The sequence below is a fragment of the Bacillus sp. FSL K6-0255 genome, from assembly GCF_045040725.1.
In the GTDB taxonomy this organism is placed as follows: domain Bacteria; phylum Bacillota; class Bacilli; order Bacillales; family Bacillaceae; genus Bacillus; species Bacillus subtilis.
In genome coordinates, this window is sequence record NZ_CP150278.1 from 1,183,749 (window position 1) to 1,209,029 (window position 25,281).

Annotated in this window: 30 protein-coding genes and 1 riboswitch; of the genes, 22 read left to right on the forward strand and 8 right to left on the reverse strand. The window is 44.6% G+C overall.

Going from position 1 to position 25,281, the window contains the following annotated elements; all coding sequences use genetic code 11:
* Positions 1-54 precede the first annotated feature (54 nt).
* From oppB to spx, 7 genes are all read left to right on the forward strand, one after another.
* On the forward strand, positions 55-990 hold the full coding sequence (oppB, locus tag MHB62_RS06080) for an oligopeptide ABC transporter permease OppB (RefSeq protein ID WP_003245554.1): 936 nt from the start codon (positions 55-57) through the stop codon (positions 988-990).
* A gap of 3 nt (positions 991-993) precedes the next feature.
* Positions 994-1,911: an oligopeptide ABC transporter permease OppC gene (gene oppC, locus MHB62_RS06085; RefSeq protein ID WP_015715665.1), complete on the forward strand. Its 918-nt coding sequence runs from the start codon at positions 994-996 to the stop codon at positions 1,909-1,911.
* A gap of 4 nt (positions 1,912-1,915) precedes the next feature.
* Positions 1,916-2,992 carry an oligopeptide ABC transporter ATP-binding protein OppD gene (gene oppD / locus MHB62_RS06090; RefSeq protein ID WP_074794192.1) on the forward strand — a complete coding sequence of 359 codons (1,077 nt, stop codon included), beginning with the start codon at positions 1,916-1,918 and terminating at the stop codon, positions 2,990-2,992.
* A 1-nt stretch (position 2,993) separates the two neighbouring features.
* Positions 2,994-3,911 (forward strand): oligopeptide ABC transporter ATP-binding protein OppF, encoded by a 918-nt coding sequence (gene oppF / locus MHB62_RS06095; RefSeq protein ID WP_003245567.1) that lies wholly within the window; start codon positions 2,994-2,996, stop codon positions 3,909-3,911.
* Between the two features lie 107 nt (positions 3,912-4,018).
* Entirely contained in the window at positions 4,019-5,236 is a 1,218-nt protein-coding gene (locus MHB62_RS06100; protein WP_074794275.1) for an MFS transporter, read from the forward strand.
* A gap of 164 nt (positions 5,237-5,400) precedes the next feature.
* Positions 5,401-5,979 (forward strand): GNAT family N-acetyltransferase, encoded by a 579-nt coding sequence (locus MHB62_RS06105; RefSeq protein ID WP_003224597.1) that lies wholly within the window; start codon positions 5,401-5,403, stop codon positions 5,977-5,979.
* Between the two features lie 180 nt (positions 5,980-6,159).
* Positions 6,160-6,555, forward strand: a complete 396-nt coding sequence (gene spx, locus MHB62_RS06110) for a transcriptional regulator Spx (protein ID WP_014476435.1) — start codon at positions 6,160-6,162, stop codon at positions 6,553-6,555.
* 42 nt (positions 6,556-6,597) lie between these two features.
* On the opposite strand, the gene MHB62_RS06115 is transcribed toward spx, so the two are convergent.
* A complete protein-coding gene (locus MHB62_RS06115; RefSeq protein ID WP_003232944.1) occupies positions 6,598-7,254 on the reverse strand; it encodes a TerC family protein in 657 nt (218 codons plus the stop codon).
* 169 nt (positions 7,255-7,423) lie between these two features.
* Here MHB62_RS06115 and MHB62_RS06120 point away from each other — a divergent pair, with 169 nt between their 5' ends.
* Complete coding sequence (locus tag MHB62_RS06120) at positions 7,424-7,564, forward strand: hypothetical protein (protein ID WP_119122854.1); 141 nt, start codon at positions 7,424-7,426, stop codon at positions 7,562-7,564.
* Entirely contained in the window at positions 7,531-8,187 is a 657-nt protein-coding gene (mecA, locus tag MHB62_RS06125; RefSeq protein WP_003245194.1) for an adaptor protein MecA, read from the forward strand. Before MHB62_RS06120 ends, mecA begins: the two co-directional genes overlap by 34 nt.
* On the opposite strand, the gene MHB62_RS06130 is transcribed toward mecA, so the two are convergent.
* On the reverse strand, positions 8,182-8,304 hold the full coding sequence (locus MHB62_RS06130; protein ID WP_003245684.1) for a hypothetical protein: 123 nt from the start codon (positions 8,302-8,304) through the stop codon (positions 8,182-8,184). The two genes, mecA and MHB62_RS06130, sit on opposite strands and share 6 nt — an antisense overlap.
* Positions 8,305-8,347: 43 nt before the next feature.
* Between MHB62_RS06130 and coiA the strand changes: the two genes are divergently transcribed.
* Positions 8,348-9,499, forward strand: coding sequence for a competence protein CoiA (coiA, locus tag MHB62_RS06135; protein WP_003245839.1), 1,152 nt, complete (start codon positions 8,348-8,350; stop codon positions 9,497-9,499).
* 229 nt (positions 9,500-9,728) lie between these two features.
* Positions 9,729-11,558, forward strand: coding sequence for an oligoendopeptidase F (pepF, locus tag MHB62_RS06140; protein WP_003245178.1), 1,830 nt, complete (start codon positions 9,729-9,731; stop codon positions 11,556-11,558).
* A 37-nt stretch (positions 11,559-11,595) separates the two neighbouring features.
* Here pepF and MHB62_RS06145 read toward each other — a convergent pair whose 3' ends face one another.
* The 5 genes from MHB62_RS06145 to MHB62_RS06165 all read right to left on the reverse strand — a co-directional run bounded on the left by MHB62_RS06145 (position 11,596) and on the right by MHB62_RS06165 (position 14,947).
* On the reverse strand, positions 11,596-11,763 hold the full coding sequence (locus MHB62_RS06145) for a hypothetical protein (protein WP_003244944.1): 168 nt from the start codon (positions 11,761-11,763) through the stop codon (positions 11,596-11,598).
* Between the two features lie 313 nt (positions 11,764-12,076).
* Positions 12,077-12,976 carry a protease adaptor protein SpxH gene (gene spxH / locus MHB62_RS06150; RefSeq protein ID WP_003245184.1) on the reverse strand — a complete coding sequence of 300 codons (900 nt, stop codon included), beginning with the start codon at positions 12,974-12,976 and terminating at the stop codon, positions 12,077-12,079.
* Positions 12,973-13,371 carry a group 2 truncated hemoglobin YjbI gene (locus tag MHB62_RS06155; protein ID WP_003232928.1) on the reverse strand — a complete coding sequence of 133 codons (399 nt, stop codon included), beginning with the start codon at positions 13,369-13,371 and terminating at the stop codon, positions 12,973-12,975. Before MHB62_RS06155 ends, spxH begins: the two co-directional genes overlap by 4 nt.
* Before the next feature lie 254 nt (positions 13,372-13,625).
* Positions 13,626-14,360 (reverse strand): bifunctional muramidase/murein lytic transglycosylase, encoded by a 735-nt coding sequence (gene cwlQ, locus MHB62_RS06160; protein ID WP_003245645.1) that lies wholly within the window; start codon positions 14,358-14,360, stop codon positions 13,626-13,628.
* Positions 14,361-14,374: 14 nt separating this feature from the next.
* Positions 14,375-14,947 (reverse strand): CYTH domain-containing protein, encoded by a 573-nt coding sequence (locus MHB62_RS06165; protein WP_003232924.1) that lies wholly within the window; start codon positions 14,945-14,947, stop codon positions 14,375-14,377.
* Between the two features lie 124 nt (positions 14,948-15,071).
* On the opposite strand from MHB62_RS06165, the gene MHB62_RS06170 reads away from it, so the two are divergent.
* From MHB62_RS06170 to MHB62_RS06185, 4 genes are read left to right on the forward strand one after another with little or no spacing between them, the layout of a single operon-like run.
* Positions 15,072-15,440, forward strand: coding sequence for a hypothetical protein (locus MHB62_RS06170; RefSeq protein WP_003232922.1), 369 nt, complete (start codon positions 15,072-15,074; stop codon positions 15,438-15,440).
* Between the two features lie 28 nt (positions 15,441-15,468).
* Entirely contained in the window at positions 15,469-16,104 is a 636-nt protein-coding gene (gene yjbM, locus MHB62_RS06175; RefSeq protein WP_003245294.1) for a GTP diphosphokinase, read from the forward strand.
* 18 nt (positions 16,105-16,122) lie between these two features.
* The gene (locus MHB62_RS06180) at positions 16,123-16,923 is read left to right on the forward strand and encodes an NAD kinase (RefSeq protein WP_003232918.1); all 801 of its coding nucleotides are present in this window, start codon (positions 16,123-16,125) and stop codon (positions 16,921-16,923) included.
* A gap of 14 nt (positions 16,924-16,937) precedes the next feature.
* Positions 16,938-17,837 (forward strand): RluA family pseudouridine synthase, encoded by a 900-nt coding sequence (locus MHB62_RS06185; protein ID WP_003232916.1) that lies wholly within the window; start codon positions 16,938-16,940, stop codon positions 17,835-17,837.
* Positions 17,838-17,849: 12 nt separating this feature from the next.
* Here the strand turns inward: MHB62_RS06185 and prpE are convergent, their stop codons facing one another.
* Complete coding sequence (gene prpE, locus MHB62_RS06190; RefSeq protein WP_003232912.1) at positions 17,850-18,584, reverse strand: bis(5'-nucleosyl)-tetraphosphatase PrpE; 735 nt, start codon at positions 18,582-18,584, stop codon at positions 17,850-17,852.
* 234 nt (positions 18,585-18,818) lie between these two features.
* On the opposite strand from prpE, the gene MHB62_RS06195 reads away from it, so the two are divergent.
* The 7 genes from MHB62_RS06195 (at position 18,819) to thiF (ending at position 25,281) form a co-directional block, all read left to right on the forward strand.
* Entirely contained in the window at positions 18,819-20,663 is a 1,845-nt protein-coding gene (locus tag MHB62_RS06195; RefSeq protein WP_003232910.1) for a monovalent cation:proton antiporter family protein, read from the forward strand.
* Positions 20,664-20,724: 61 nt separating this feature from the next.
* Positions 20,725-20,833, forward strand: a riboswitch (TPP riboswitch).
* Positions 20,834-20,911: 78 nt separating this feature from the next.
* Complete coding sequence (gene tenA, locus MHB62_RS06200; RefSeq protein ID WP_003232909.1) at positions 20,912-21,622, forward strand: thiaminase II; 711 nt, start codon at positions 20,912-20,914, stop codon at positions 21,620-21,622.
* The gene (gene tenI, locus MHB62_RS06205; RefSeq protein ID WP_032721354.1) at positions 21,597-22,214 is read left to right on the forward strand and encodes a thiazole tautomerase TenI; all 618 of its coding nucleotides are present in this window, start codon (positions 21,597-21,599) and stop codon (positions 22,212-22,214) included. The genes tenA and tenI overlap by 26 nt, the downstream gene beginning before the upstream one ends.
* Positions 22,198-23,307 carry a glycine oxidase ThiO gene (gene thiO, locus MHB62_RS06210; protein WP_029726273.1) on the forward strand — a complete coding sequence of 370 codons (1,110 nt, stop codon included), beginning with the start codon at positions 22,198-22,200 and terminating at the stop codon, positions 23,305-23,307. The genes tenI and thiO overlap by 17 nt, the downstream gene beginning before the upstream one ends.
* Positions 23,307-23,507, forward strand: coding sequence for a sulfur carrier protein ThiS (gene thiS / locus MHB62_RS06215; protein WP_072173897.1), 201 nt, complete (start codon positions 23,307-23,309; stop codon positions 23,505-23,507). Before thiO ends, thiS begins: the two co-directional genes overlap by 1 nt.
* Positions 23,504-24,274 carry a thiazole synthase gene (gene thiG / locus MHB62_RS06220; RefSeq protein ID WP_003232902.1) on the forward strand — a complete coding sequence of 257 codons (771 nt, stop codon included), beginning with the start codon at positions 23,504-23,506 and terminating at the stop codon, positions 24,272-24,274. The genes thiS and thiG overlap by 4 nt, the downstream gene beginning before the upstream one ends.
* The gene (thiF, locus tag MHB62_RS06225; protein WP_017695692.1) at positions 24,271-25,281 is read left to right on the forward strand and encodes a thiazole biosynthesis adenylyltransferase ThiF; all 1,011 of its coding nucleotides are present in this window, start codon (positions 24,271-24,273) and stop codon (positions 25,279-25,281) included. Before thiG ends, thiF begins: the two co-directional genes overlap by 4 nt.

The following is a 25,281-nucleotide window of genomic DNA, read 5'->3' on the forward strand; positions in this document are numbered from 1 at the left end:
TACCTTTCTTACTGATGGAGTATAAAAATGTAAAAACCATGGAGGTGTTCCCCCTTGCTAAAATATATCGGAAGACGCTTAGTCTATATGATTATCACACTATTTGTGATTGTAACTGTGACATTCTTCTTAATGCAAGCAGCACCGGGCGGGCCATTTTCAGGTGAGAAAAAGCTTCCGCCTGAAATTGAAGCAAATTTAAATGCGCATTATGGCTTGGACAAGCCGCTGTTTGTACAATATGTCAGTTATTTGAAATCAGTTGCAATGTGGGATTTCGGACCGTCATTTAAATATAAAGGTCAGAGTGTTAACGACCTGATCAGTTCAGGTTTCCCCGTTTCATTTACTCTTGGAGCAGAAGCTATTCTCCTCGCTTTAGCGTTAGGTGTATTGTTTGGGGTCATTGCAGCCCTTTACCATAATAAGTGGCAGGATTATACCGTCGCGATTTTAACGATATTTGGTATTTCGGTTCCGAGCTTTATCATGGCGGCTGTTCTGCAATATGTGTTCTCCATGAAGCTTGGGCTGTTTCCGGTCGCGGGGTGGGATTCCTGGGCATACACCTTTTTGCCTTCAATCGCACTTGCTTCCATGCCGATGGCGTTTATTGCCAGACTTTCCCGTTCAAGCATGATCGAAGTGTTAAACAGTGATTATATCCGCACAGCGAAAGCGAAAGGGCTGTCCCGCCCAGCGGTTACAGTGCGGCACGCCATTCGAAACGCACTTTTGCCGGTTGTTACATATATGGGCCCGATGGCCGCACAGGTCTTAACGGGGAGCTTCATTATTGAAACCATTTTTGGGATCCCGGGGCTTGGTGCACACTTCGTCAACAGTATTACAAACCGTGATTATACGGTCATTATGGGTGTAACGGTGTTCTTCAGTGTCATCCTGCTATTGTGTGTATTAATCGTAGATGTGTTATACGGCATTATTGATCCAAGAATCAAGCTTTCCAAAGCAAAGAAAGGAGCCTAGGCCATGCAGAACATTCCAAAAAACATGTTTGAACCAGCCGCAGCGAATGCCGGCGATGCAGAAAAAATAAGTAAAAAGAGCCTTTCCCTCTGGAAAGATGCGATGCTTCGCTTCCGCAGCAATAAGCTTGCAATGGTCGGGCTTATCATTATCGTACTTATTATCCTTATGGCAATTTTTGCGCCGATGTTCTCAAGGTATGATTATTCAACTACTAATCTCTTAAATGCGGATAAGCCGCCTTCAAAAGATCACTGGTTCGGAACAGATGATCTTGGACGGGACATTTTCGTCCGTACATGGGTAGGGGCGCGAATCTCAATCTTTATCGGTGTTGCAGCCGCTGTTCTTGATTTGCTGATCGGTGTCATTTGGGGGAGCATTTCAGGCTTCCGCGGAGGAAGAACAGATGAAATCATGATGCGTATCGCTGACATCCTTTGGGCAGTTCCTTCATTATTAATGGTTATCTTACTGATGGTTGTTCTTCCGAAAGGGCTATTTACGATTATTATTGCCATGACGATTACGGGCTGGATTAACATGGCCAGAATCGTGCGTGGACAAGTGCTGCAGCTGAAGAATCAAGAGTATGTGCTTGCTTCACAGACACTGGGTGCAAAAACATCCCGTCTGCTTTTTAAACATATCGTGCCAAACGCAATGGGTTCCATTTTGGTCACGATGACATTGACAGTTCCTACTGCGATTTTCACAGAAGCCTTTTTAAGCTATTTGGGACTCGGTGTTCCGGCTCCGCTGGCAAGCTGGGGAACGATGGCTTCTGACGGATTGCCTGCATTGACCTATTATCCGTGGCGTTTATTCTTCCCTGCCGGATTTATCTGCGTTACAATGTTTGGCTTTAACGTTGTCGGCGACGGATTAAGAGATGCATTGGATCCTAAGTTACGTAAATAAGGGAGTGATACGGGTGACACGCCTATTAGAAGTAAAAGATTTAGCAATTTCATTTAAAACATATGGCGGAGAGGTCCAGGCGATCCGCGGAGTGAATTTCCATCTGGATAAAGGGGAGACGCTGGCCATTGTTGGAGAATCAGGTTCCGGAAAAAGTGTAACCTCTCAAGCGATTATGAAGCTGATTCCAATGCCTCCGGGTTATTTCAAACGCGGTGAGATCCTGTTTGAAGGAAAGGATCTGGTGCCGCTGTCCGAAAAAGAAATGCAAAATGTCCGGGGAAAAGAGATCGGCATGATATTCCAAGATCCGATGACCTCTTTAAATCCAACGATGAAGGTCGGTAAACAAATTACGGAAGTGCTTTTTAAACACGAAAAGATCTCGAATGAAGCGGCTAAAAAACGCGCGGTTGAACTGCTGGAATTAGTCGGTATCCCAATGCCGGAAAAGCGGGTGAACCAATTTCCGCATGAATTTTCAGGCGGGATGAGACAGAGGGTTGTCATTGCCATGGCGCTTGCAGCGAATCCGAAGCTTCTGATCGCCGATGAGCCGACAACTGCTCTTGATGTAACGATTCAAGCGCAAATTTTGGAATTAATGAAGGATTTGCAAAAGAAAATTGACACGTCCATCATCTTTATCACACACGATCTTGGTGTTGTGGCTAACGTTGCTGACCGGGTCGCTGTCATGTACGCGGGACAGATTGTAGAAACCGGTACGGTAGACGAAATCTTCTACGATCCGAGACATCCGTACACTTGGGGGCTTCTTGCATCCATGCCGACACTGGAAAGTTCAGGAGAGGAAGAGCTGACTGCCATTCCGGGCACACCGCCTGATTTGACAAACCCGCCAAAAGGAGATGCTTTTGCCCTGCGGAGCCCTTATGCGATGAAAATCGATTTTGAACAGGAGCCGCCAATGTTTAAGGTATCTGATACTCATTATGTCAAATCGTGGCTGCTTCATCCCGACGCGCCAAAGGTAGAGCCGCCAGAAGCGGTAAAAGCGAAAATGCGTAAACTGGCAAACACGTTTGAAAAACCTGTCTTAGTGAGAGAAGGTGAATGAATTGACTGAAAAACTATTAGAAATCAAACATTTAAAACAGCACTTTGTCACGCCGAGGGGAACGGTTAAGGCTGTAGATGATTTATCATTTGATATCTATAAAGGTGAAACATTAGGGCTGGTTGGTGAATCTGGCTGCGGTAAATCGACAACAGGCCGAAGCATTATCCGGCTGTACGAAGCAACCGATGGTGAGGTGCTGTTTAACGGTGAAAATGTGCACGGGAGAAAATCGCGGAAAAAGCTGCTGGAATTCAACCGCAAAATGCAGATGATTTTCCAAGACCCCTATGCATCCCTGAATCCGAGAATGACAGTTGCTGATATTATTGCTGAAGGTCTTGATATTCATAAGCTGGCAAAAACGAAAAAAGAGCGGATGCAGAGGGTTCATGAACTATTGGAAACAGTTGGTTTAAACAAGGAACACGCGAACCGCTATCCGCATGAATTTTCCGGCGGCCAGCGCCAAAGAATCGGGATTGCCAGAGCTCTTGCTGTTGATCCGGAATTCATTATCGCGGATGAGCCGATTTCCGCTTTGGATGTATCCATTCAAGCGCAGGTCGTGAATTTAATGAAAGAACTGCAAAAAGAAAAAGGGCTCACATACCTGTTTATTGCCCACGATTTATCGATGGTCAAATACATCAGTGACCGCATTGGCGTCATGTATTTCGGGAAACTGGTTGAGCTTGCGCCGGCAGATGAGCTTTATGAAAATCCGCTTCACCCATATACAAAATCATTGCTTTCTGCGATTCCGCTTCCAGATCCAGACTATGAGAGAAATCGCGTTCGCCAGAAATATGATCCGTCCGTCCATCAATTAAAGGATGGGGAAACGATGGAATTCCGTGAAGTCAAACCGGGACATTTTGTGATGTGCACGGAAGCCGAATTTAAAGCTTTTTCATGATTCATCAATCCTTCAAGAGATTTCTCTTGAAGGGTTTTTTTGCGTCCTCATAGAAAGTGAGAATGATAACATTTACAATTAGAGGAAAAAAACGGAGGCGAAATACGATTCAATTTCTGCATAACAAAAATGTTTTTGCACTATTGCTGTCTCAATCTTTTCAATCTTTAGCAGGAGTCCTCGTCACAATCGTTTTAATGGTCCGGGTCTATCAAATGACTGACTCTGTTTTTTTGGCGGGCCTTATTTTATCGTTCATGTCGTTTGCGAGTATAGCAGCAAGCTTTTGCGTCTCTCCGGTGCTTCGCATTCTCGGTTTTAAAAAGGTGCTTGTGGGAGCGAATCTGCTGAGAGCGGTCTTTACAATCCTGATGGCATACAGCGTCACTCATCACGGACAGGCATTCTTTTGGATTTCGCTGCTGTTTGTGTTTTGTTTTTCCTTCGCGGGCGCTTTTTTTCAGCCGGCAAGATTTGCGCTGCTGCCGATTATTGTTCCAAAGAAGCAATATGTAAAAGCGAATGGTGTGATCTCTCTCTCGAATCAATTATTCTTAACAGCAGGCTGGGGCCTTGGAGGCCTTCTGACGTACGCCGTCCCTTTTGAACTCATTGTCGGCGCTGCTATTTGCCTGTTTGTTCTATCGGGAGCTTCCATCAGTGTGCTGCATGTAAATGAAGAAGAGGCTGTAGGAACTGCTGAAACAGCATCTGCCAGAAGTATATGGAAGGATTTAATGATCATCCCTATTGTAAGAGACATTACTGTAATGGACATGATAGAAGCTTTGGCGGGTTCCGTATGGTCATCTGCTATTCTCCTCGCATTTACTGCGGCTGTTTTGCATGAAACAGAGGTGTGGTGGGGGATGTTTAACGCTTCCTATTTTATAGGCGCAATTGTCGGCAGTGTGATTGCCATTCGTTTTTCTTCTTTTTTTGAGCGGAATATGGGCTATGCCATTATGTTCAGCTCGCTTGTAATGTCGGCGCTGACCCTTTTGTTTTCATTTTCTCCAGTCCCATTTTTATGCGCTCTGGCTTGTGCTGCAATGGGGCCTTTTTATCAGGTGCGTGATATTTGCCAGGAAACCATGCTGCAGGAGGTTATTCCCGAGCAGAAACGAATCGGAATCATGGCTGCAAAAAATGCGATTTTGACTCTTTGGTCAGGCGTCACCTACTCCATTATGGGGCTAGTGGCTGATGCTGCTGGTGCGAAAATAGCTTTTATCGCGGCTGCTGCATTATATATCATGACATTTCTGATTGCACTGGCGCAGCCCCGCCTGGTTCATTACAGGCGAGAAAATCGAGTTCAATGAGATACACTTCAAAATGAACGGAGCAGCTGGCTCGGTTTTTGCTGAAAAAAAAATGAAACCATGGCGGAAGTTCGCACGTCTTTATAGATGTAAGGCTGTTTAAACAAGAAGAAATGGGGTATATCTAAAAGTATGAAGACAACGAACTCATAAGGAGCAAATCAATGAACTGGTATGAAAAGCTTAGCGAGTACTTTCCAATTGAAGAAATGAAATCAAAAGCGCATATGGAAGCTCTTCTGAAAGAGCGAAGCGATATTTATCATAAAGATGAAGGCAAACATCATATTTTAATGTTTGCGGAGTTCGATTCTTTTATCTTCGTTGATTATCTGTATGTGTCTAAGGATGCAAGAGGGCAGGGGCTTGGCGGCAAATTGATCGCGAAGCTGAAAAAGAAAAATAAGCCCATATTGCTCGAGGTGGAACCTGTGGATGAAGATGATACTGATACAGAAAAACGCCTGAGGTTTTATCAAAGAGAGCATTTCAAGCATGCTCAGTCAATTGGGTACCGGCGCCGGTCATTGGCTACGAATGAAGTAAACAAGATGGAGATTCTGTACTGGTCACCAAAAACAGAATCAGAAGAAGAAATTCTTGAAGCCATGAAACAAACATATGAAAACATTCATACTTATAAAGACGAGAAATGGTACGGGGAATCGTACGAAAAAACGGATGAAGTCCTGAAACTCATTGATGAAGAAAAACAAAAAAATATTTTCGATCAGTTAAGCTAATTGAGAATTAGAACATATCATGAACATTAAAAATTTGCTGGATTGACACATTTTTTTCTTAGGATACTGTTCACACTTACTTTTTTATAGTATAATACCTGTAAAGATTCCTTTTTTAGAGTAATTTCAATTTAAGAATAAAATAGATGTTCATCCTACTAATTAGAGGAGTGAAGATAAATGGTTACACTATACACATCACCAAGCTGTACTTCATGCAGAAAGGCGAGAGCGTGGCTCGAGGAGCACGATATTCCATTTGTAGAAAGAAATATTTTCTCTGAACCTTTATCAATTGATGAAATAAAACAAATTCTTCGAATGACTGAGGATGGTACAGATGAAATCATCTCAACCCGTTCAAAAGTATTCCAAAAACTGAATGTGAACGTTGAATCTATGCCGCTGCAAGATTTGTACCGCTTGATCAACGAGCATCCAGGGTTGCTTCGCCGTCCGATCATCATTGACGAAAAACGTTTGCAGGTCGGATATAACGAAGACGAAATCAGACGTTTCCTGCCAAGAAAAGTTCGCTCTTTCCAATTAAGAGAAGCACAGCGTTTGGCAAACTAATAGATCGTATCATCAAAAGAAGGCTGAGTCATCAGCCTTCTTTTATTTTTCAACCTGCTGGTAATAAATGCTCGCAAGGATGACAAACGCAACCGTCAAAATGGGGAGGAGCGTTTCAACTGTGCCGTGCTGCGCCATAAAAAGAGACAGCTTTTTGTCTCTGACAATCATTTCTCCGCCAGTATAAGCAAGCAGCCCGCTTCCCGCGTAAATCAGAAGCGGTATTTTCTCTAGTGCAATATGGATGAGTTTGCTGCCCCAAATAATAACCGGAACCGATACACACAATCCTATAACAACGAGAGAAAACTCACCGTGTGAAGCTCCCGCAACTGCGATGACGTTGTCCAGCGACATAAAGAGATCTGCAAGCACAATCGTTCGTATCGCTCTCCACAGGGAGGTGCTGCTTTTAATGTGTTTCGTGTCTTTTTTTTCAATCAGCAGCTGATATCCTAAATACAGCAGGAAAATTCCGCCGGCGCACTGCAAGAACGGAATGTTCAAAAGATATACTGCTGCACTTGTTAATCCGATTCTCATGGCAACGGCAATAAATGTTCCGAGAATAATGGCTTGCTGTCTTTGCTTGTCCGGCAAATGTCTGCTGGCCATGGCAATAACAACCGCGTTATCTCCGCCGAGGATCAGGTCAATCCCAACAATGACGAGCAGAGAAATCAGATAGTCATGCTCCATGAAGCGGCACCTCGCTTTCAGTCCTTCGCTTGTACTACTACTATATGAGACAGGTCATATTTTATGATATCAGCCGCCTGATCTGCCGTTTTTTAGGCAAAGGTGCATTTTTATTTCTTTTGTGACTGTTTTATCATAAAATAGAAATACAAAGGAATTCACACTGGCCTTGGTTAAGGTTAAGATGTGGACGGAATGGGTAAAGTGTAGTAAAGTACAATTAATCGGGAGCTTAGATGTCCCTTCAACATCTTATATAGAAGGGAAGGTTGGCAAATGGAAATTGAAAGAATTAACGAGCATACAGTAAAATTTTATATGTCTTACGGAGATATTGAAGATCGCGGTTTTGACAGAGAAGAAATTTGGTATAACCGTGAGCGCAGTGAAGAACTTTTCTGGGAAGTCATGGATGAAGTTCATGAAGAAGAGGAATTCGCTGTGGAAGGCCCACTTTGGATTCAAGTTCAGGCACTGGACAAAGGATTAGAAATCATCGTCACAAAAGCCCAGCTTTCCAAAGACGGACAAAAGCTCGAACTGCCGATTCCTGAGGATAAAAAGCAAGAACCAGCATCTGAGGATCTTGACGCCTTGCTGGATGATTTCCAGAAAGAAGAGCAAGCCGTCAATCAGGAAGAGAAGGAGCAAAAGCTTCAATTTGTCTTGCGATTTGGCGATTTTGAGGATGTTATTTCTCTATCTAAATTGAACGTTAACGGAAGCAAAACGACTTTATATTCGTTTGAGAACCGATATTATTTATATGTAGATTTTTGCAATATGACTGATGAAGAGGTTGAAAATCAGCTAAGCATCCTGCTGGAGTACGCAACTGAATCCTCAATCAGCATACACCGTCTTGAAGAGTACGGCAAGCTGATTATTTCAGAGCATGCTCTAGAAACGATAAAAAAACACTTTGCATCATAGCAAACCGATTTCCTTCCGGAAATCGGTTTTTTTTATGCACGAAAATGCCATTTTAGAGATGTGAAAAATCAAAAACATATAGACAAGCAGAAAATACAGCGAACAGGAGTTGATCATCTTTTCCAGAAAGTATACTTCATCTGGAAAGGAGAGATGACAATTGTTTAGTGCTGTGACTGAAGACGGCCAAATGTTTCACCTTCTAGGCGCTCAGCAAAACCAGAAATTAAAGCGGAGACGGTTCTTCTGTCCGGTATGCGGGGGAGAGCTAGCTGTGAAGCTCGGACTTCAAAAAGCGCCGCATTTTGCCCATAAACAGAACAAGTCCTGCGCCATAGACATCGAGCCGGAAAGCGCCTACCACTTAGAAGGAAAAAGACAGCTGTATGTATGGCTGAAAACGCAACGGGCTTCACCAATATTGGAGCCGTATATAAGGACAATCAACCAAAGACCGGACGTCATGGCAAGAATCAAGGAGCATATGCTTGCTGTTGAATATCAATGCGCCACTATCGCTCCAGATGTCTTTCAAAAGCGGACAGAGGGCTTCAAACAAGAAGGAATCATCCCGCAGTGGATTATGGGATACAGCCGCTTAAAACGGACTGCTTCGTCCTTTTATCAGCTTTCAACTTTTCATTGGCAGTTTATCAATGCAAGTCCATACAGAGAACTGATATGTTATTGTCCTGAAAGGCGTTCTTTTCTCCGGCTCAGCCACATCATTCCATTCTACACAAACCATTCTTATTCCTCAGTCCAAACGATCCCTATCCATCGGGCAGGTGCAGGCGATCTTTTTTTCACTGAACCGAAACCCTCAATTCAATATTCAGGCTGGACGAAAGCGATTCACCGTTTTCGCCATAAACCCCATCGGTTTAACTCAAAGGAAACAAATCGCCTTAGGCTGCTGTTTTATGAGAAACGACAGACGCCTTTTTCTTTTCTGCCGACTGAAGTGTTTGTTCCTGTTAGAAAAGGGGCAGTTTTTAAGAGTCCGGTTTTTGTGTGGCAGGGGTTTCTTTATTTGTTTATGACGGATCTTGGAGGTAAACGTGCGCCAATTCGTTTTTCAGCCGTTTTGCAGCAGTGCAAACTGCACATTCATAATAAGAACATTGCACTCAGGTCCGAATGCAGCGAAGAGTGTCTTTCAGAAGCGGTTAAACAGTATATTGATTTTTTGTGCAAGAAGGGATTTTTAAGGGAGACTCAGAAAGAAGTATATGTGCTGAATCAGCCTGCAGGAGGCATACACTCCATGCAGGATCTCATAGAAAGAGACCGCAGCTGTTTTATAGAATGAGTTTGTCTTATTTGGCTCACCCTAAGACAAAGGTGGTGGGCAGGCTGTGAAAGGCACAAAAGGAAAGGTTTTTCGTGTTTTTACTGCTTTTTTGGCATTCGTTCTCTTCATTACTGCATATGATTTGACAAAAGGCAGTGAAAAACCGGAAGATATTCACAACACAAGTTTATTGAGAAACAGCTGTTTTTTCAATTGGCTTGAATCAAAGAAGACGAGGGGGATCACCATGGCTGAGGAAAAAAAAGCAAACCAACTGCCTGACAGAAGTGAGGTAAAGGCAGAAGACACATGGAGACTTGAGGATATTTTTCCTAGTGATGAGGCCTGGAATAAAGAATTTCAAGCTGTAAAAGAATTAATTCCGAATTTATCTAAGTATAAAGGAAAGCTGGCAGATTCAGCTGATCATTTATACGAGGCTCTTACGTATCAAGATAAAGTGATGGAGCGGCTAGGTAGGCTGTACACATATGCGCATATGCGCTCTGACCAGGATACTGGGAACTCCTTTTACCAGGGGCTGAATGACAAGGCGGGAAACCTGTATACACAGGCCGCAAGCGCGACAGCTTATTTGGTTCCGGAGATTTTATCCATAGAAGAAGACAAACTGCAGCAGTTCATTCTTGAAAAAGAAGAATTGAAGCTGTACTCTCATGCGATTGAGGAGATTACAAAGGAACGTCCGCATGTGCTGAGCGAGAAGGAAGAGGCGCTGCTTGCTGAAGCCTCCGAGGTACTGGGGTCATCTTCAAATACATTCAGCGTGTTAAATAACGCAGATATAACGTTTCCATCCATTAAAGACGAAGATGGGAATGAAAAACAGATCACTCACGGCAACTTTATTAATTTCTTGGAAAGTGAAAACCGTGAAGTCCGCAAAAATGCGTTTGACGCAGTGTATAAAACGTACGGACAATATAAAAACACAATGGCCACGACGCTAAGCGGCACTGTGAAAAAGGACAACTTCTACGCGAGAGTGAAAAAGTACAAGTCCGCGCGTGAGGCTGCGCTTTCTAACAACAGTATTCCTGAGGAAGTATACGATAACCTTGTTAAGACGATTAATAAGCATTTGCCGCTCCTGCACCGCTATATTGCGCTAAGAAAGAAAGTGCTTGAGCTTGATGAAGTGCATATCTATGACCTGTATACACCGCTTGTGAAAGATGCTGGGATGAAGGTGACATACGAGGAAGCCAAAGATTACATGCTGAAAGGCCTCGCACCTTTAGGGGAAGAATATGCCTCTATCCTAAAAGAAGGACTGGAAAACCGCTGGGTGGACGTTTACGAAAATAAAGGCAAACGCAATGGGGCTTATTCATCAGGAGCTTACGGCACGAATCCGTATATTTTGATGAACTGGCATAATAACGTCAATAATCTCTTTACGCTCGTGCACGAGTTTGGACATTCCGTACACAGCTACTATACGAGAAAGCACCAGCCTTATCCATACGGCAATTACAGCATCTTTGTCGCGGAAGTTGCCTCTACGACAAATGAAGCGCTCCTTGGCGAATATTTGCTGAACAATTTAGAGGATGAAAAACAGCGCTTATATATTCTCAACCATATGCTTGAGGGCTTCAGGGGAACGGTCTTCAGACAAACGATGTTCGCTGAATTTGAACATCTGATTCATACAAAGGCGCAAGAAGGCGAGCCGCTTACACCTGAGCTTCTGACAAATGTCTATTACGACCTGAATAAAAAGTATTTTGGAGACGGCATGGTGATTGATAAGGAAATCGGCCTTGAATGGTCGCGTATTCCGCACTTCTATTACAATTACTATGTGTATCAGTATGCGACAGGTTACAGCGCTGCCCAAGCATTAAGCAGCCAGATTTTGAAGGAAGGAAAGCCGGCGGTTGACCGTTATATTGACTTCCTGAAAGCGGGAAGCTCACAATACCCGATTGATGTCCTGAAAAAAGCGGGTGTTGATATGACGTCTCCAGAGCCAATCGAAGCCGCGTGCAAAATGTTTGAAGAAAAACTTGATGAAATGGAAGAGCTGCTGATGAAAGTCAAGCAGTCTTAAAAAAGTAAGCCTGTGCGGAAATGACGCACAGGCTTTTTTAAAACCCTTTAAAGGTTTTCCGGTGATTCAAGCGGTAGAGGGTAAACAAAATAGACAGAAACAGCAGAGGAGAGGTAATATAAAGCGGCAGCATATGCATCATGCCTAAGATATTCAAGCAGAAAAAAACAGCAATGCACACAATTGAGATCAAAGTAGACATCATGGCGGTCCTCCTCGTCCTTTTTCCTTATAAGGATATGAGTGAATGCACTTCGTTATGTTTTGTGACAAAAATATGAACATTAAGCATAGAGGTTGTCAAAAGTCGACATCTTTTGTTATCATAAGGATGTGAAATTGATCACAAACAAACATTACCCCTTTGTTTGACCGTGAAAAATTTCTCCCATCCCCTTTGTTGTCGTTAAGACATATGAAACCGCGCTTATCCCGGCGCGGTTTCTTTAGTGCTAAAAATGGAACGTACGTTTGGTTATGGCATAAAAAAACAGCCTCAAGCATATGCACGCCTGCGGCTATTTTTCACATGATTGATATTCATCAGAATAAGTGCTGAGAGACTTCCAAAACATTCCGTGTTTGGCTTCCACTTTGGCAACCTTTTTAGCAAACGCCAGTTTTTTCATTTCTTTTTCTACCTCTTCAAGGCTCAGGTCATATACAAGAGCAATTTCCTTCGAGGCAACGAAGCGGAAATATTCAATAAAACATTCTAAAGGCGGTGTTTCCGACGGCTTCGGCTCGTCGCCAAGCATCTCAAATAAAATTTCTTCATATACATCATATGAGTAGCTGCCAGGAACTTTAAGCCCTTCATCCTCATGCTGCGTATTAAAAAACGTCAGTGTCGGATTAACAGAAACATCCATCTCGGCAGCAATTTTCATGTCACATTGAAGCGCCTTGACCGCGCTTTGAGAATGCAGATCTTTTTTGAATTCTTCAAGATCGAGACTTGTATTTTCAGCAATCTCCAAAAGCACGTTTTCATCCGTAATATTTTTCTTTGAAACAAATAGGCTCTCCTGCATATTTCTGAGAAATTGCATGCCGGCTTTTCGTCCTTGCAGTTCGGCTGCTTTAAAAGCGAGAGCAGCCATATAAGGCGATGAAAGCGGCTGATCCTGTTCGAACCAGACATTGCCGTCACATGACATGCCAGAGCGGCTCGCGATCTTTTCCCATGCTTCTGCGAGAAGATGCTTTTTTCGCTTTTTATTTAAAGCGGTAAGGCTTGCGGAAGCGATAATGCGTAAGGTGAAAAAACGTCCGTATCTGATTTTCAGCTTTTTGATGACGGGCTCTAAGGACCAGCATTCAGGACATAAAGGGTCTACAAACATATAAATTTCAAGCGGTTTTTTTGGATGACCGTGGCAATGGGCGAAGTATAGCTCATGCTGATAGTTTGTCAAGATGATCGATCCTCCGCTTCCGTTTGATTCACCATATGCCTTGCTGTCAACTCCAGCCGGCCAAACAAAAACTCACGAATTTCGCCCTCCAGCCCTACATGGTCCATTGCGTCCTTCATACAGCTGAGCCACGCATCAGCTCTCTCGTTTGTAATTGGAAAGGGAAGATGCCTTGCTCTGAGCATAGGATGGCCGTGTTCCTCAGTATAAAGAGGAGGCCCGCCTAAATACTGAGTTAAGAATTGCTTCTGTTTCCTGGCGGTTTCTGTCAAATCGCTTGGAAAAATCGGCTTCAGCAAAGGATGAGACGCGACACGCTCATAAAAAGTATCAACAAGTTGCGATAGAAGTTCCTCTCCAATCGCTTCATAAGGTGCGTTAAACGATTGTCCCATGTTGACTACTCCTTTAAATATGGCTAATAGGAATCATAAATCCTATTGCAAAAAGTAATTTTCTGTATTTCATTGTTTCATCTAGATTTATTTTAGCAACAAGGCATCATTTCTACAAACAAACTGCCTTTTATGCGTTTGATGACTCATTTCGGCTGACAGCCGGGGTTTGTATTTCATATCATATCACATAAAAATCAGGAATGCGTAAGATTTCACTTCGCAAAAAAACCAGAGGGAAAGAGCACCTCTGGTTACGCGTAATAAACTGAAGTTATTTTTTTTACATAGTTTTGCGTTTCTTGGAAAGGAGGAATGCCTCCGTATCGGTCAACATTCCCCGGTCCGGCGTTGTAAGCCGCTAATGCCATAGACACATTGCCGTCGTATTTATCCAGCATTTGTTTTAAATATTTCGTTCCGCCCTCCACATTTTGCTGCGGATCAAGCGGATTGGAAACGCCAAGTGAGCTTGCTGTTGACGGCATCAGCTGCATGAGGCCCATCGCACCTGCTCCGCTGACCGCTTTTGCATTAAAGCCTGATTCCTGTTTGATGACGGCGCGGATCAGTTTTTCATCAACGCCATATTTATCAGCGGCTTTTTTAATCGCACTGTCAATAGAGAAGTCTCCCGAACGGATCTGATTTGCTTCATGTTTGTTTGAAGCTGAATCTGCAACAGCTGTTTCAGTGCTTTCTGCCGCTTTTGTGACTGAACCTGAATTGCTGCTCGTATATGAGTTAAGCCCATACGCTGAAAGCAGTGACGGCGCTGTTGTATTCGCGCTGTTCAGCATGCTGAGCGGGCTTGGCGATGAAGAAGGTGCTGATTGCTGAGATGTCAGACCGTTTGTATATTGGCTGAGCAAAGAACTGAAACTTGAAAGCGGGCTTTCCGTATTCTGAGTGTCCGAGCTGCTGCGTGCATTAGATATGGACTGTAATGCCTGAAGCTGAAGTAATGCTGCCCAATTCGTTACATTCACGATGTCATTCCACCTTATATAGACTTTCGTTTTTCTTCATAAAAACGCAGAATTTTATTTTTGGTTTCGCGCTGAGGAATGCTGAATTGCTGAAGCAGCTTTTCGAAGGCTTGTCTGCCCTCATGCCAATCCGCCGCCTCAAATTCAATTTCATAGTCCTCTTTATTTAAATATCGGCTGTGGTCTAAAACTATTAAGCCTTTTTCTGTTTCTTTTTCCGCACGGTTTGTTGCTAAAGATCCAAAGTATTGTATGGCATCCGTATCGATCTGAAGCTTGTGCAGCTGGTCCTTCACAGGGCCCTCGGGAACTGAAAATCCAGCGAGATCTGATACCTCTGAAAGCTGCTGGTGCGTTTCCAGAAGCCCCACATCAGCCGGCTCCTTTAATGTAAGGACATACTTTCCGTTTTTTCTGCGGATACGAAGCGCAGCATGTTTTTGTTTCAGCGCGAAGCTGTCTGTATCAAAATAATGATTCTTTTGATCTGTAAAATCTTTTTCTGTCAGCTGGAGTGCCGATGCTATGTTTTTGAATTCTTGTTTGGTCAGCATGTTTTTAAATTCGATTTCAATCTCTTGGCTCATGATGCTCTTCCTTTCCGCCCTGTAAATCTTATTTTTACTATTATCTCTTTAGATGTTAGGTTTATCAATATCGAGCTCGATATGATAAAATGAATCTGTACTTTGTTTAAAAAAGGAGAGCATTATGCAAAACAGAATCGAAATTTTGAATGCAACATTATCGGATGATCAGCTTCGCCTTGCCTGTCAGACAGAAGGAAACGAAGCGGAACGCAAGCCGTCAGGTCAAATGCTTGTTGATTCTGACCACTTTGCTTTTGTATACATACTTGAATTAGCTGATTCTTTTGAATATGTCATTATAAAGGAACATGTATGGCCGGAACTGAAGCAGGCCCATGCACAAAAAATACCGGTTGTTTTAGAGGCAGGAGACCAAACAATTGAACTGGCAGGCCTGCATGAGGAGCTGGAATATCTTTTAGAAAATATAAAAGATAATGCAAACTATGGAGAAGAAATGGAAGAAAAAGTGAAACGCGTGTTTTTATAGAAACTGGTTCGGAATTGGGGGATGTATGATGGATGACAAACAATGGGAGCGTTTTTTAGTGCCGTACCGCCAGGCTGTCGAAGAGTTGAAAGTGAAGCTCAAGGGGATCCGCACACTATATGAATACGAGGACGACCATTCACCGATCGAATTTGTGACCGGACGCGTCAAGCCTGTGGCGAGCATACTTGAAAAAGCGAGACGGAAAAGCATACCGCTGCATGAAATTGAAACCATGCAGGACATTGCTGGCCTTAGAATCATGTGCCAATTTGTCGATGACATCCAAATCGTAAAAGAGATGCTTTTTGCCAGAAAAGATTTCACCGTTGTGGATCAGAGGGATTATATTGCGGAACATAAAGAGAGCGGATACCGATCATACCATCTTGTTGTGCTGTACCCTTTGCAGACGGTATCCGGAGAAAAGCATGTTCTCGTAGAAATACAGATCCGTACACTGGCGATGAATTTTTGGGCGACCATTGAACATTCATTGAATTATAAATACAGCGGAAACATTCCTGAAAAAGTAAAACTAAGGCTTCAGCGCGCTTCTGAAGCGGCTTCCCGGCTTGATGAAGAGATGTCGGAGATCAGGGGTGAAGTACAGGAAGCTCAAGCTGCCTTTTCAAGAAAGAAAAAAGGAAGCGAGCAACAATAGGTAAAGGGGAAGAAGAGCATGAAATTTGCCGTATCATCAAAAGGAGATCAAGTTTCTGATACGCTGAAAAGCAAAATACAGGCGTATTTATTGGATTTTGATATGGAACTGGATGAAAATGAACCGGAAATCGTTATTTCAGTCGGAGGCGACGGAACGCTTTTGTATGCTTTTCACAGATACAGCGACCGCTTGGACAAAACAGCATTTGTCGGCGTTCACACAGGTCATCTGGGTTTTTATGCCGACTGGGTTCCTCATGAAATTGAAAAACTTGTTCTTGCCATCGCGAAAACGCCGTATCATACAGTCGAATACCCGCTTCTCGAAGTCATTGTGACCTATCACGAAAACGAGCGGGAAGAAAGATACTTAGCTTTGAATGAATGTACGATTAAAAGCATCGAAGGAAGCCTTGTTGCTGATGTGGAAATCAAAGGGCAGCTCTTTGAAACCTTCCGGGGCGACGGCCTCTGCCTGTCAACTCCATCAGGCAGCACAGCCTACAATAAGGCGCTGGGCGGAGCGATTATCCATCCGTCTATCAGGGCGATCCAGCTTGCGGAAATGGCTTCAATTAATAACCGCGTGTTCCGTACGGTCGGGTCACCTCTGCTTCTCCCATCCCATCATGATTGCATGATTAAGCCGAGAAACGAAGTTGACTTTCAAGTGACGATTGACCATTTAACCCTTCTCCATAAGGATGTAAAGTCGATCCGCTGCCAAGTTGCATCCGAAAAAGTGCGGTTTGCGAGATTCCGTCCGTTTCCATTTTGGAAAAGAGTCCAGGATTCGTTTATTGGAAAAGGTGAATAGAAAGAGGACATATCGTGGAGCATTTTTTTATCAGAAAGAACATTACTTCCGCTGAGGACGGGATGACTGTAAAAGAATATGCCGGTGAAATGGGAATTTCGAAACGTCTGCTGACCGATATTAAGTTTGGCGGGGGAGACCTGCAGATTAACGGTGAGCATGTGACGGTCAAATACGTTTTGAAAGAGGGAGATCTTCTTATCGTGAAGTTTCCTGAGGAACAGGTGAGCGAGACGCTGCTGGCAGAGCCTGTTCCGCTCGATATCCTTTATGAGGATGAACATGTGCTTGTGATAAACAAGCAGCCGTATGTGTCATCAATCCCTTCGAGAGAGCACCCCTCCGGCAGCATTGCCAATGGAATTATTGATCATTATCAAACAACCGGAGTGAGGGCGACAGTACATCTTGTCACCCGGCTAGACCGGGATACATCAGGTGTCATGCTTGTTGCCAAGCATCGATTTGCCCACTCCATTTTATCGTCTGCGCAAAAAAACGGCCTTGTGAAACGCCGGTATGCAGCAGTGGTTCACGGGCGGATGGCACAGATGGAGGGAACAGTCGATGCTCCGATTGGCAGACATCCTGACAGTATTATTGAACGGACGGTAACGCCAGACGGCCAGAAGGCTGTTACTCATTTTTACGTCACATGTGCAAATGACGACATGACCTCGGTGGCATTGCAGCTTGAGACTGGACGAACCCATCAAATTCGTGTTCATATGAGTTATCTCGGGCACCCGTTGTGCGGCGATACACTGTACGGCGGTACGAGACAGGAAATTGGCCGGCAGGCTCTGCACAGCGAGCATCTTTCTTTTATCCATCCGCTGACACAGAAGAACATGACGTTTCATGCTCCACTGCCTCAGGACATGAGAAAACTGATAAAAGGAGAGAATCATTGATTCTCTCCTTTTTTATATGGGGCGAAATCTTGATTCGTCGTAAGGCAAGGAGCTTGGAACAGAGACGGTTTCTATTTCTGGAAAGCGAAAGCCTGTCAGTTGATTTCCGAACACGCAGCCTGTATCAATGTTGATGGTGCGATTGACCTTTCGAGGCTCTTTCACAGGTGTATGACCGTATACCACCCAAGCCTTTCCGTTATAGGCTGCCGCCCAATCACGTCTGACGGGTCTGCCGTCCGGATATGTTTCACCCGTCACGTCACCGTAAAGCACAAAGTCCTTCACTCTGCGGGTATATTTGCCGATATCGTCAGCTCTTATGCCAGCATGGGCGACAACTAATTCTCCATTATGTAAGATGTCGTAAAGCGGCGCTGTTTCGTACAGCTTCATAAACTGTTCGCTGACTGATTTTTTCTCATCTTTGGAAAGTTCCTCAAGCTCTGCCGCTGTTGTTTCGAGACCATGCATCACTTTTACCGGATTTCCTTTTAAGTAACGATATAATTTATTGCAATGGTTTCCCGGGACATAACGCACAGCGCCTTTTTCGTAAGCGCCGGCTACAAATCGGATGACCTCTATCGATTTGGGCCCTCTGTCAGTTAAATCTCCGGCAAAAACAAGCACCCTGCCTTCTTCATGGACAGGTACTCCATTTTTGATTGTATAGCCAAGCTTTTGGATTAATGCAGTCATTTCGTCATAGCAGCCATGAATATCGCTGATGATATCGTAAGCCATGCGGTCTCCTCCTTACCGATTGTTTTATTTATTATGAAGCAAAGTGTTGTGAGTCATCACAAGCTTTTATGTGCAAATTATAGAAGAAGAATCATTTTCTAAACAGGATTAAGACCTTATCACTTTATTTTTCATCATCACCCTTGTTAAAATCGCGTTATGTTTTTTAAAAATGAGGTTTTGTTCTCTGAGTGAGAACTAGCATAACCCTGACTTAAAAAGGAGGTTCTGATTATGGCGCATACATCTGTCGCATCTTTAGTTGTTGTACTTATCGTTGCATTTTTGACACCCATCCTTTTGCATCGGTTTAAACTCAGCATCCCGGTTGTTGTTGCTGAAATCATTATGGGGCTGATAATTGGGAAAAGCGGCCTTAATTTAGTTGTGGAGGGTGACACCTGGCTCCAGACACTCTCTATGCTCGGATTTATCTTTTTAATGTTTTTAAGCGGGCTTGAAATTGATTTTTCGTCGTTTGAGAAAGGAAAGAAAAAGCAGTTCCTGCCGAATGGCAAGGAAGCGCCGAATACGTTTGCTGCGGCATCTGTTATTTTCGTCGGTATTTTTATTTTATCATTGCTCTTGTCCTATGGGTTCGTCTTGGCCGGATTTATCCAAAATGCATTTTTGATGACCCTGATTATTTCAACGATTTCATTAGGCGTTGTCGTTCCAACATTAAAAGAAGAACGGATCATGAATTCGAATATCGGGCAGATTATTTTGCTTGTTGCTGTTATTGCTGATTTGGCCACGATGATTCTTCTTGCTGTTTTTTCTTCTTTATACGGAGAGGACAGCGGAAACATGTGGCTCCTGATGATTCTGTTTGCGGCCGGAGTGGTGCTTTACTTTTTCGGCCGGGTCTTCAAACATCGCTCTTTTGTTCAATCCATGTCAAAAGGGACGATCCAGATCGGGACGCGTGCCATTTTTACGTTAATCATTGTACTCGTTGCCCTGTCTGAATCACTTGGGGCGGAAAATATTCTCGGCGCTTTCTTAGCGGGGGTTCTTGTTTCCCTGCTTTCGCCAAACAAAGAACTTGTTCAGCAGCTGGACTCATTCGGTTATGGGTTCTTAATACCGATTTTCTTCGTGATGGTCGGTGTGAAGCTTGATATTTGGACTCTTTTCCAGGATAAAACAATTTTAATCATGATTCCGCTCCTGCTGCTTGCGCTGTTAGTCAGCAAAATCATTCCTGTCATGTACTTAAAGAAGTGGTATGATAACCGAACCATTTTCGCGTCTGGTTTCCTGCTGACATCAACGCTTTCGCTCGTGATTGCTGCTGCAACAATCGGCCAGCAGCTTCACGTGATCAGTACAAATATGTCAGGAGCGCTAATTTTAGTAGCCGTCATTGCAAGTATTTTTACGCCGATCTGTTTTAAAAAATTATACAAACGGGAAGAGCAGCCGGAGGAGAAAAAGACGATTACGTTCATTGGCGCCAATCAAATGACTTTGCCTGTCACACTCGAATTGCCAGAGGAAGAGTATGACGTGCGTGTTGTACACGTCTACCAAGAGAATGCGGAGGAAAAGCTGTCAGAATCAGTGTTTGCTGTTGAAACAATTTCTGACTATGAACACGAGACGCTTGAATCACTCGGCATTTTTGAAACGGATATCCTCGTTGTGGCGACAGGAAATGAAGATATGAATGCAGACATTGCATTACTTGCAAAAGATAAAGGCACAGAAAGAGTCATTGCAAGCGTAGGATCACCGGAGCATGAAGCAGCTCTGAAGGAGCAGGGAATCAGCATCTTTTCTATTCTGCTGTCGACAAAAACGCTGCTTCGCGCACTGATTGAAGCGCCTGGCGTCATGAAGCTGCTCACGAACCAAGAGTCTTCGCTGTATCAAATTAATATGGAGAACAGTAAATATGATGGTGTCATTTTACGGGAATTCCCTTTAACAGGTGACGTCATCTTTGTCAGGATCTTCAGAGGTGTGGACAGCATCGTTCCTCATGGGGATACGAGGCTGAAACTTGGAGACCGTTTAATTGTCACCGGATCTCGGGGGTACGTAACGGATCTTAAGAAAACATTGGAAGGATAAATCTTGACCAAATAAGGATTCGTGTTAATATAGAGGTGCAGAACAATTCAATATGTATTCGTTTAACCACTAGGGGTGTCCTTCATAAGGGCTGAGATAAAAGTGTGACTTTTAGACCCTCATAACTTGAACAGGTTCAGACCTGCGTAGGGAAGTGGAGCGGTATTTGTGTTATTTTACTATGCCAATTCCAAACCACTTTTCCTTGCGGGAAAGTGGTTTTTTTATTTTCAGAGGGGGAATGATTTGTGAAGTTTTCAGAAGAATGCCGCAGTGCAGCCGCAGAATGGTGGGAGGGGAGCTTTGTCCATCCGTTCGTTCAAGGAATCGGTGACGGAACGCTTCCGATTGACCGTTTTAAATACTACGTACTTCAGGATTCCTATTATTTAACGCATTTTGCAAAGGTGCAGTCATTTGGTGCCGCTTATGCGAAGGATCTTTATACAACGGGGCGGATGGCAAGCCATGCCCAAGGTACATATGAGGCGGAAATGGCGCTTCATCGCGAGTTTGCCGAGCTGTTGGAAATCAGCGAGGAAGAGCGTAAGGCGTTTAAGCCGTCTCCTACGGCGTACTCTTATACATCCCATATGTACCGTTCGGTTTTGAGCGGGAATTTCGCAGAAATCTTAGCGGCCCTGCTGCCATGCTATTGGCTCTATTACGAGGTTGGTGAGAAATTGCTGCATTGTGATCCGGGGCATCCAATTTATCAGAAGTGGATTGGCACATATGGCGGTGATTGGTTTAGACAACAGGTCGAGGAGCAAATCAACCGCTTTGATGAGCTGGCGGAAAACAGCACGGAGGAAGTGCGTGCCAAGATGAAAGAGAATTTTGTCATCTCCAGCTACTATGAATATCAATTTTGGGGAATGGCCTATCGAAAAGAAGGCTGGTCTGACAGCGCCATAAAAGAGGTGGAGGAATGTGGAGCTTCACGCCATAACGGATGACAGCAAGCCGGTAGAAGAGCTAGCGAGAATCATCATTACGATTCAGAATGAAGTTGATTTTATTCACATTCGGGAACGCTCAAAATCGGCGGCGGATATTTTGAAACTGCTCGATCTTATTTTTGAAGGCGGTATAGATAAACGAAAATTGGTGATGAACGGGCGCGTGGATATTGCACTTTTCTCTACTATTCACCGCGTGCAGCTGCCAAGCGGCAGCTTTTCACCGAAGCAGATCAGAGCCAGATTTCCACACCTTCATATCGGGAGGTCGGTGCATTCACTGGAGGAAGCGGTTCAAGCAGAAAAGGAAGACGCGGACTACGTGCTGTTCGGCCATGTGTTTGAAACGGATTGCAAAAAGGGTCTTGAAGGCAGAGGAGTATCTTTGCTGTCAGATATCAAACAGCGGATTTCCATCCCGGTTATAGCCATCGGGGGGATGATGCCGGACAGGTTAAGAGACGTAAAACAAGCAGGGGCAGACGGCATTGCTGTTATGTCAGGAATTTTCTCTTCCGCTGAACCTTTGGAAGCAGCCAGACGATATTCCCGCAAGCTAAAGGAGATGCGCTATGAAAAGGCATTATGAAGCAGTGGTGATTGGAGGCGGAATTATCGGTTCCGCAATTGCTTATTATTTGGCAAAGGAAAACAAAAACACCGCATTGTTTGAAAGCGGAACAATGGGCGGCAGAACGACAAGTGCCGCTGCCGGAATGCTGGGCGCCCATGCCGAATGCGAGGAACGTGACGCGTTTTTTGATTTCGCCATGCACAGCCAGCGTCTGTACAAAGGTCTTGGAGAAGAGCTTTATGCATTATCCGGTGTGGATATCAGGCAGCATAACGGCGGTATGTTTAAACTTGCATTTTCTGAAGAAGATGTGCTGCAGCTGAGACAGATGGACGATTTGGACTCTGTCAGCTGGTATTCAAAAGAAGAGGTGTTAGAAAAAGAGCCGTATGCGTCTGGTGACATCTTTGGTGCATCTTTTATTCAGGATGATGTGCATGTGGAGCCTTATTTTGTTTGCAAGGCATATGTGAAAGCAGCAAAAATGCTTGGGGCGGAGATTTTTGAGCATACGCCCGTCCTGCATGTCGAACGTGACGGTGAAGCCCTGTCCATCAAGACCCCTAGCGGAGACGTATGGGCTAATCATGTTGTCGTTGCCAGCGGGGTGTGGAGCGGAATGTTTTTTAAACAGCTTGGACTGAACAATGCTTTTCTCCCTGTAAAAGGGGAGTGCCTGTCCGTTTGGAATGATGATATCCCGCTGACAAAAACGCTTTACCATGATCACTGCTATATCGTACCGAGAAAAAGCGGCAAACTGGTTGTCGGCGCGACAATGAAGCCGGGGGACTGGAGTGAAACACCGGATCTTGGCGGATTGGAATCGGTTATGAAAAAAGCAAAAACGATGCTGCCGGCTATACAGAATATGAAGGTGGATCGTTTTTGGGCGGGACTCCGGCCGGGAACAAAGGATGGAAAACCGTACATCGGCAGACATCCTGAGGACAGCCGTATTTTATTTGCGGCGGGCCATTTCAGAAATGGGATCCTGCTTGCTCCCGCAACGGGCGCTTTGATCAGTGATCTCATCATGAATAAAGAGGTCAACCAAGACTGGCTGCACGCATTCCGAATTGATCGCAAGGAGGCGGTTCAGATATGATGCTACAGCTGAACGGTAAAGACGTGAAGTGGGAAAAAGACACAGGTACAATTCAAGACCTGCTGGCGTCTTATCAGCTTGAAAATAAAATTGTTATCGTGGAAAGAAATAAAGAAATAATCGGGAAAGAACGCTATCACGAGGTTGAGCTTTGTGATCGTGATGTCATTGAAATTGTCCATTTTGTAGGAGGCGGATGAGCATGTTAACAATTGGCGGAAAATCATTTCAATCAAGATTGCTGCTGGGCACGGGGAAATACCCATCGTTTGACATTCAAAAGGAAGCAGTAGCTGTTTCCGAGTCTGATATTTTAACCTTTGCTGTGCGGAGAATGAACATCTTTGAAGCATCTCAGCCGAATTTTCTGGAACAGCTTGATTTATCCAAATATACGCTTTTGCCGAATACAGCGGGCGCCAGCAGTGCTGAAGAAGCGGTTCGGATTGCAAGGCTGGCAAAAGCGTCAGGCCTTTGTGACATGATTAAAGTTGAAGTCATCGGATGCAGCCGTTCCTTGCTGCCTGACCCTGTTGAGACATTAAAAGCGTCTGAACAGCTTCTTGAAGAAGGCTTTATTGTGCTCCCGTACACGTCGGATGACGTTGTGCTGGCGAGAAAGCTGGAAGAGCTCGGCGTTCATGCCATCATGCCGGGTGCATCTCCGATTGGATCAGGACAAGGAATCTTAAATCCTTTGAATCTGTCATTTATTATTGAACAGGCGAAAGTGCCGGTCATCGTGGATGCGGGAATCGGCTCGCCTAAAGATGCGGCATACGCAATGGAGCTTGGAGCGGATGGCGTACTGCTCAATACGGCTGTATCGGGCGCTGACGATCCTGTGAAAATGGCTCGTGCCATGAAGCTCGCAGTGGAAGCAGGACGCCTTTCTTATGAGGCGGGCCGCATCCCGCTTAAGCAATACGGAACGGCAAGCAGTCCGGGAGAAGGTCTTCCTGTATGACAGGCAGGTATTCAAGGCAGGAGCTGTTTGCTCCGATCGGCCCATTCGGCCAGAAAAAATTGAAAGAAGCGCGCGCCGTGATTATCGGCGCCGGCGCGCTCGGAACAGCCAGTGCAGAAATGCTGGTGAGAGCGGGAGTCGGCTCTGTGAAAATTGCCGACAGAGATTATGTTGAATGGAGCAACCTCCAGCGCCAGCAGCTTTATACAGAAGATGATGTCAAAAAAGAAATGCCGAAAGCAGCCGCTGCGGAGCGCCGTCTCCGTTCGATTAACAGCGATGTTGATGTGACCGGACTTGTCATGGATGTGACAGCAGAAAATATCTTCGAGCTGATTAGGGATGCATCGATTATTGTGGATGCGGCTGATAATTTTGAAACCCGCCTGATCGTAAATGATGCTGCGGTAAAGGAAGGGATTCCTTTTCTTTACGGTGCCTGTGTAGGGAGCTACGGCCTCACCTTTACCGTGGTGCCGGGATCTACCCCTTGCCTGCATTGCTTGCTCGATACACTTCCGATTGGCGGAGCAACATGTGACACAGCCGGCATCATCAGTCCGGCTGTTTTGCAGGTAGCAGTCTTTCAGGTAACAGATGCACTGAAGCTGCTGACGGGAGAGGAGTGCGAGCCGGTGCTGCGCTCCTTTGATTTGTGGAAAAATGAGCGGTCAGAAGTGAGAGCGGCCAGTCTCAAACATGACGCATGCCCAAGCTGCGGCACAAAGGATTTTCCGTTTTTGTCATATGAAAATCAAACAAAAGCGGCTGTATTGTGCGGCAGGAACACGGTGCAGATCAGATCATCTATTACGAAAGAAGCGGATCTTGAAGCGCTTGCCGGTCAGCTGAGGCAGGCCGGGCTTGAAGTAGCTGCGAACCCGTATTTAATTTCCTGCCGCTCGGATGATATGAAAATGGTGCTGTTCCGGGACGGCAGAGCTTTGATCCATGGAACAAATGATATTGCCCGGGCAAAATCCATTTATCATAAATGGATCGGGTAA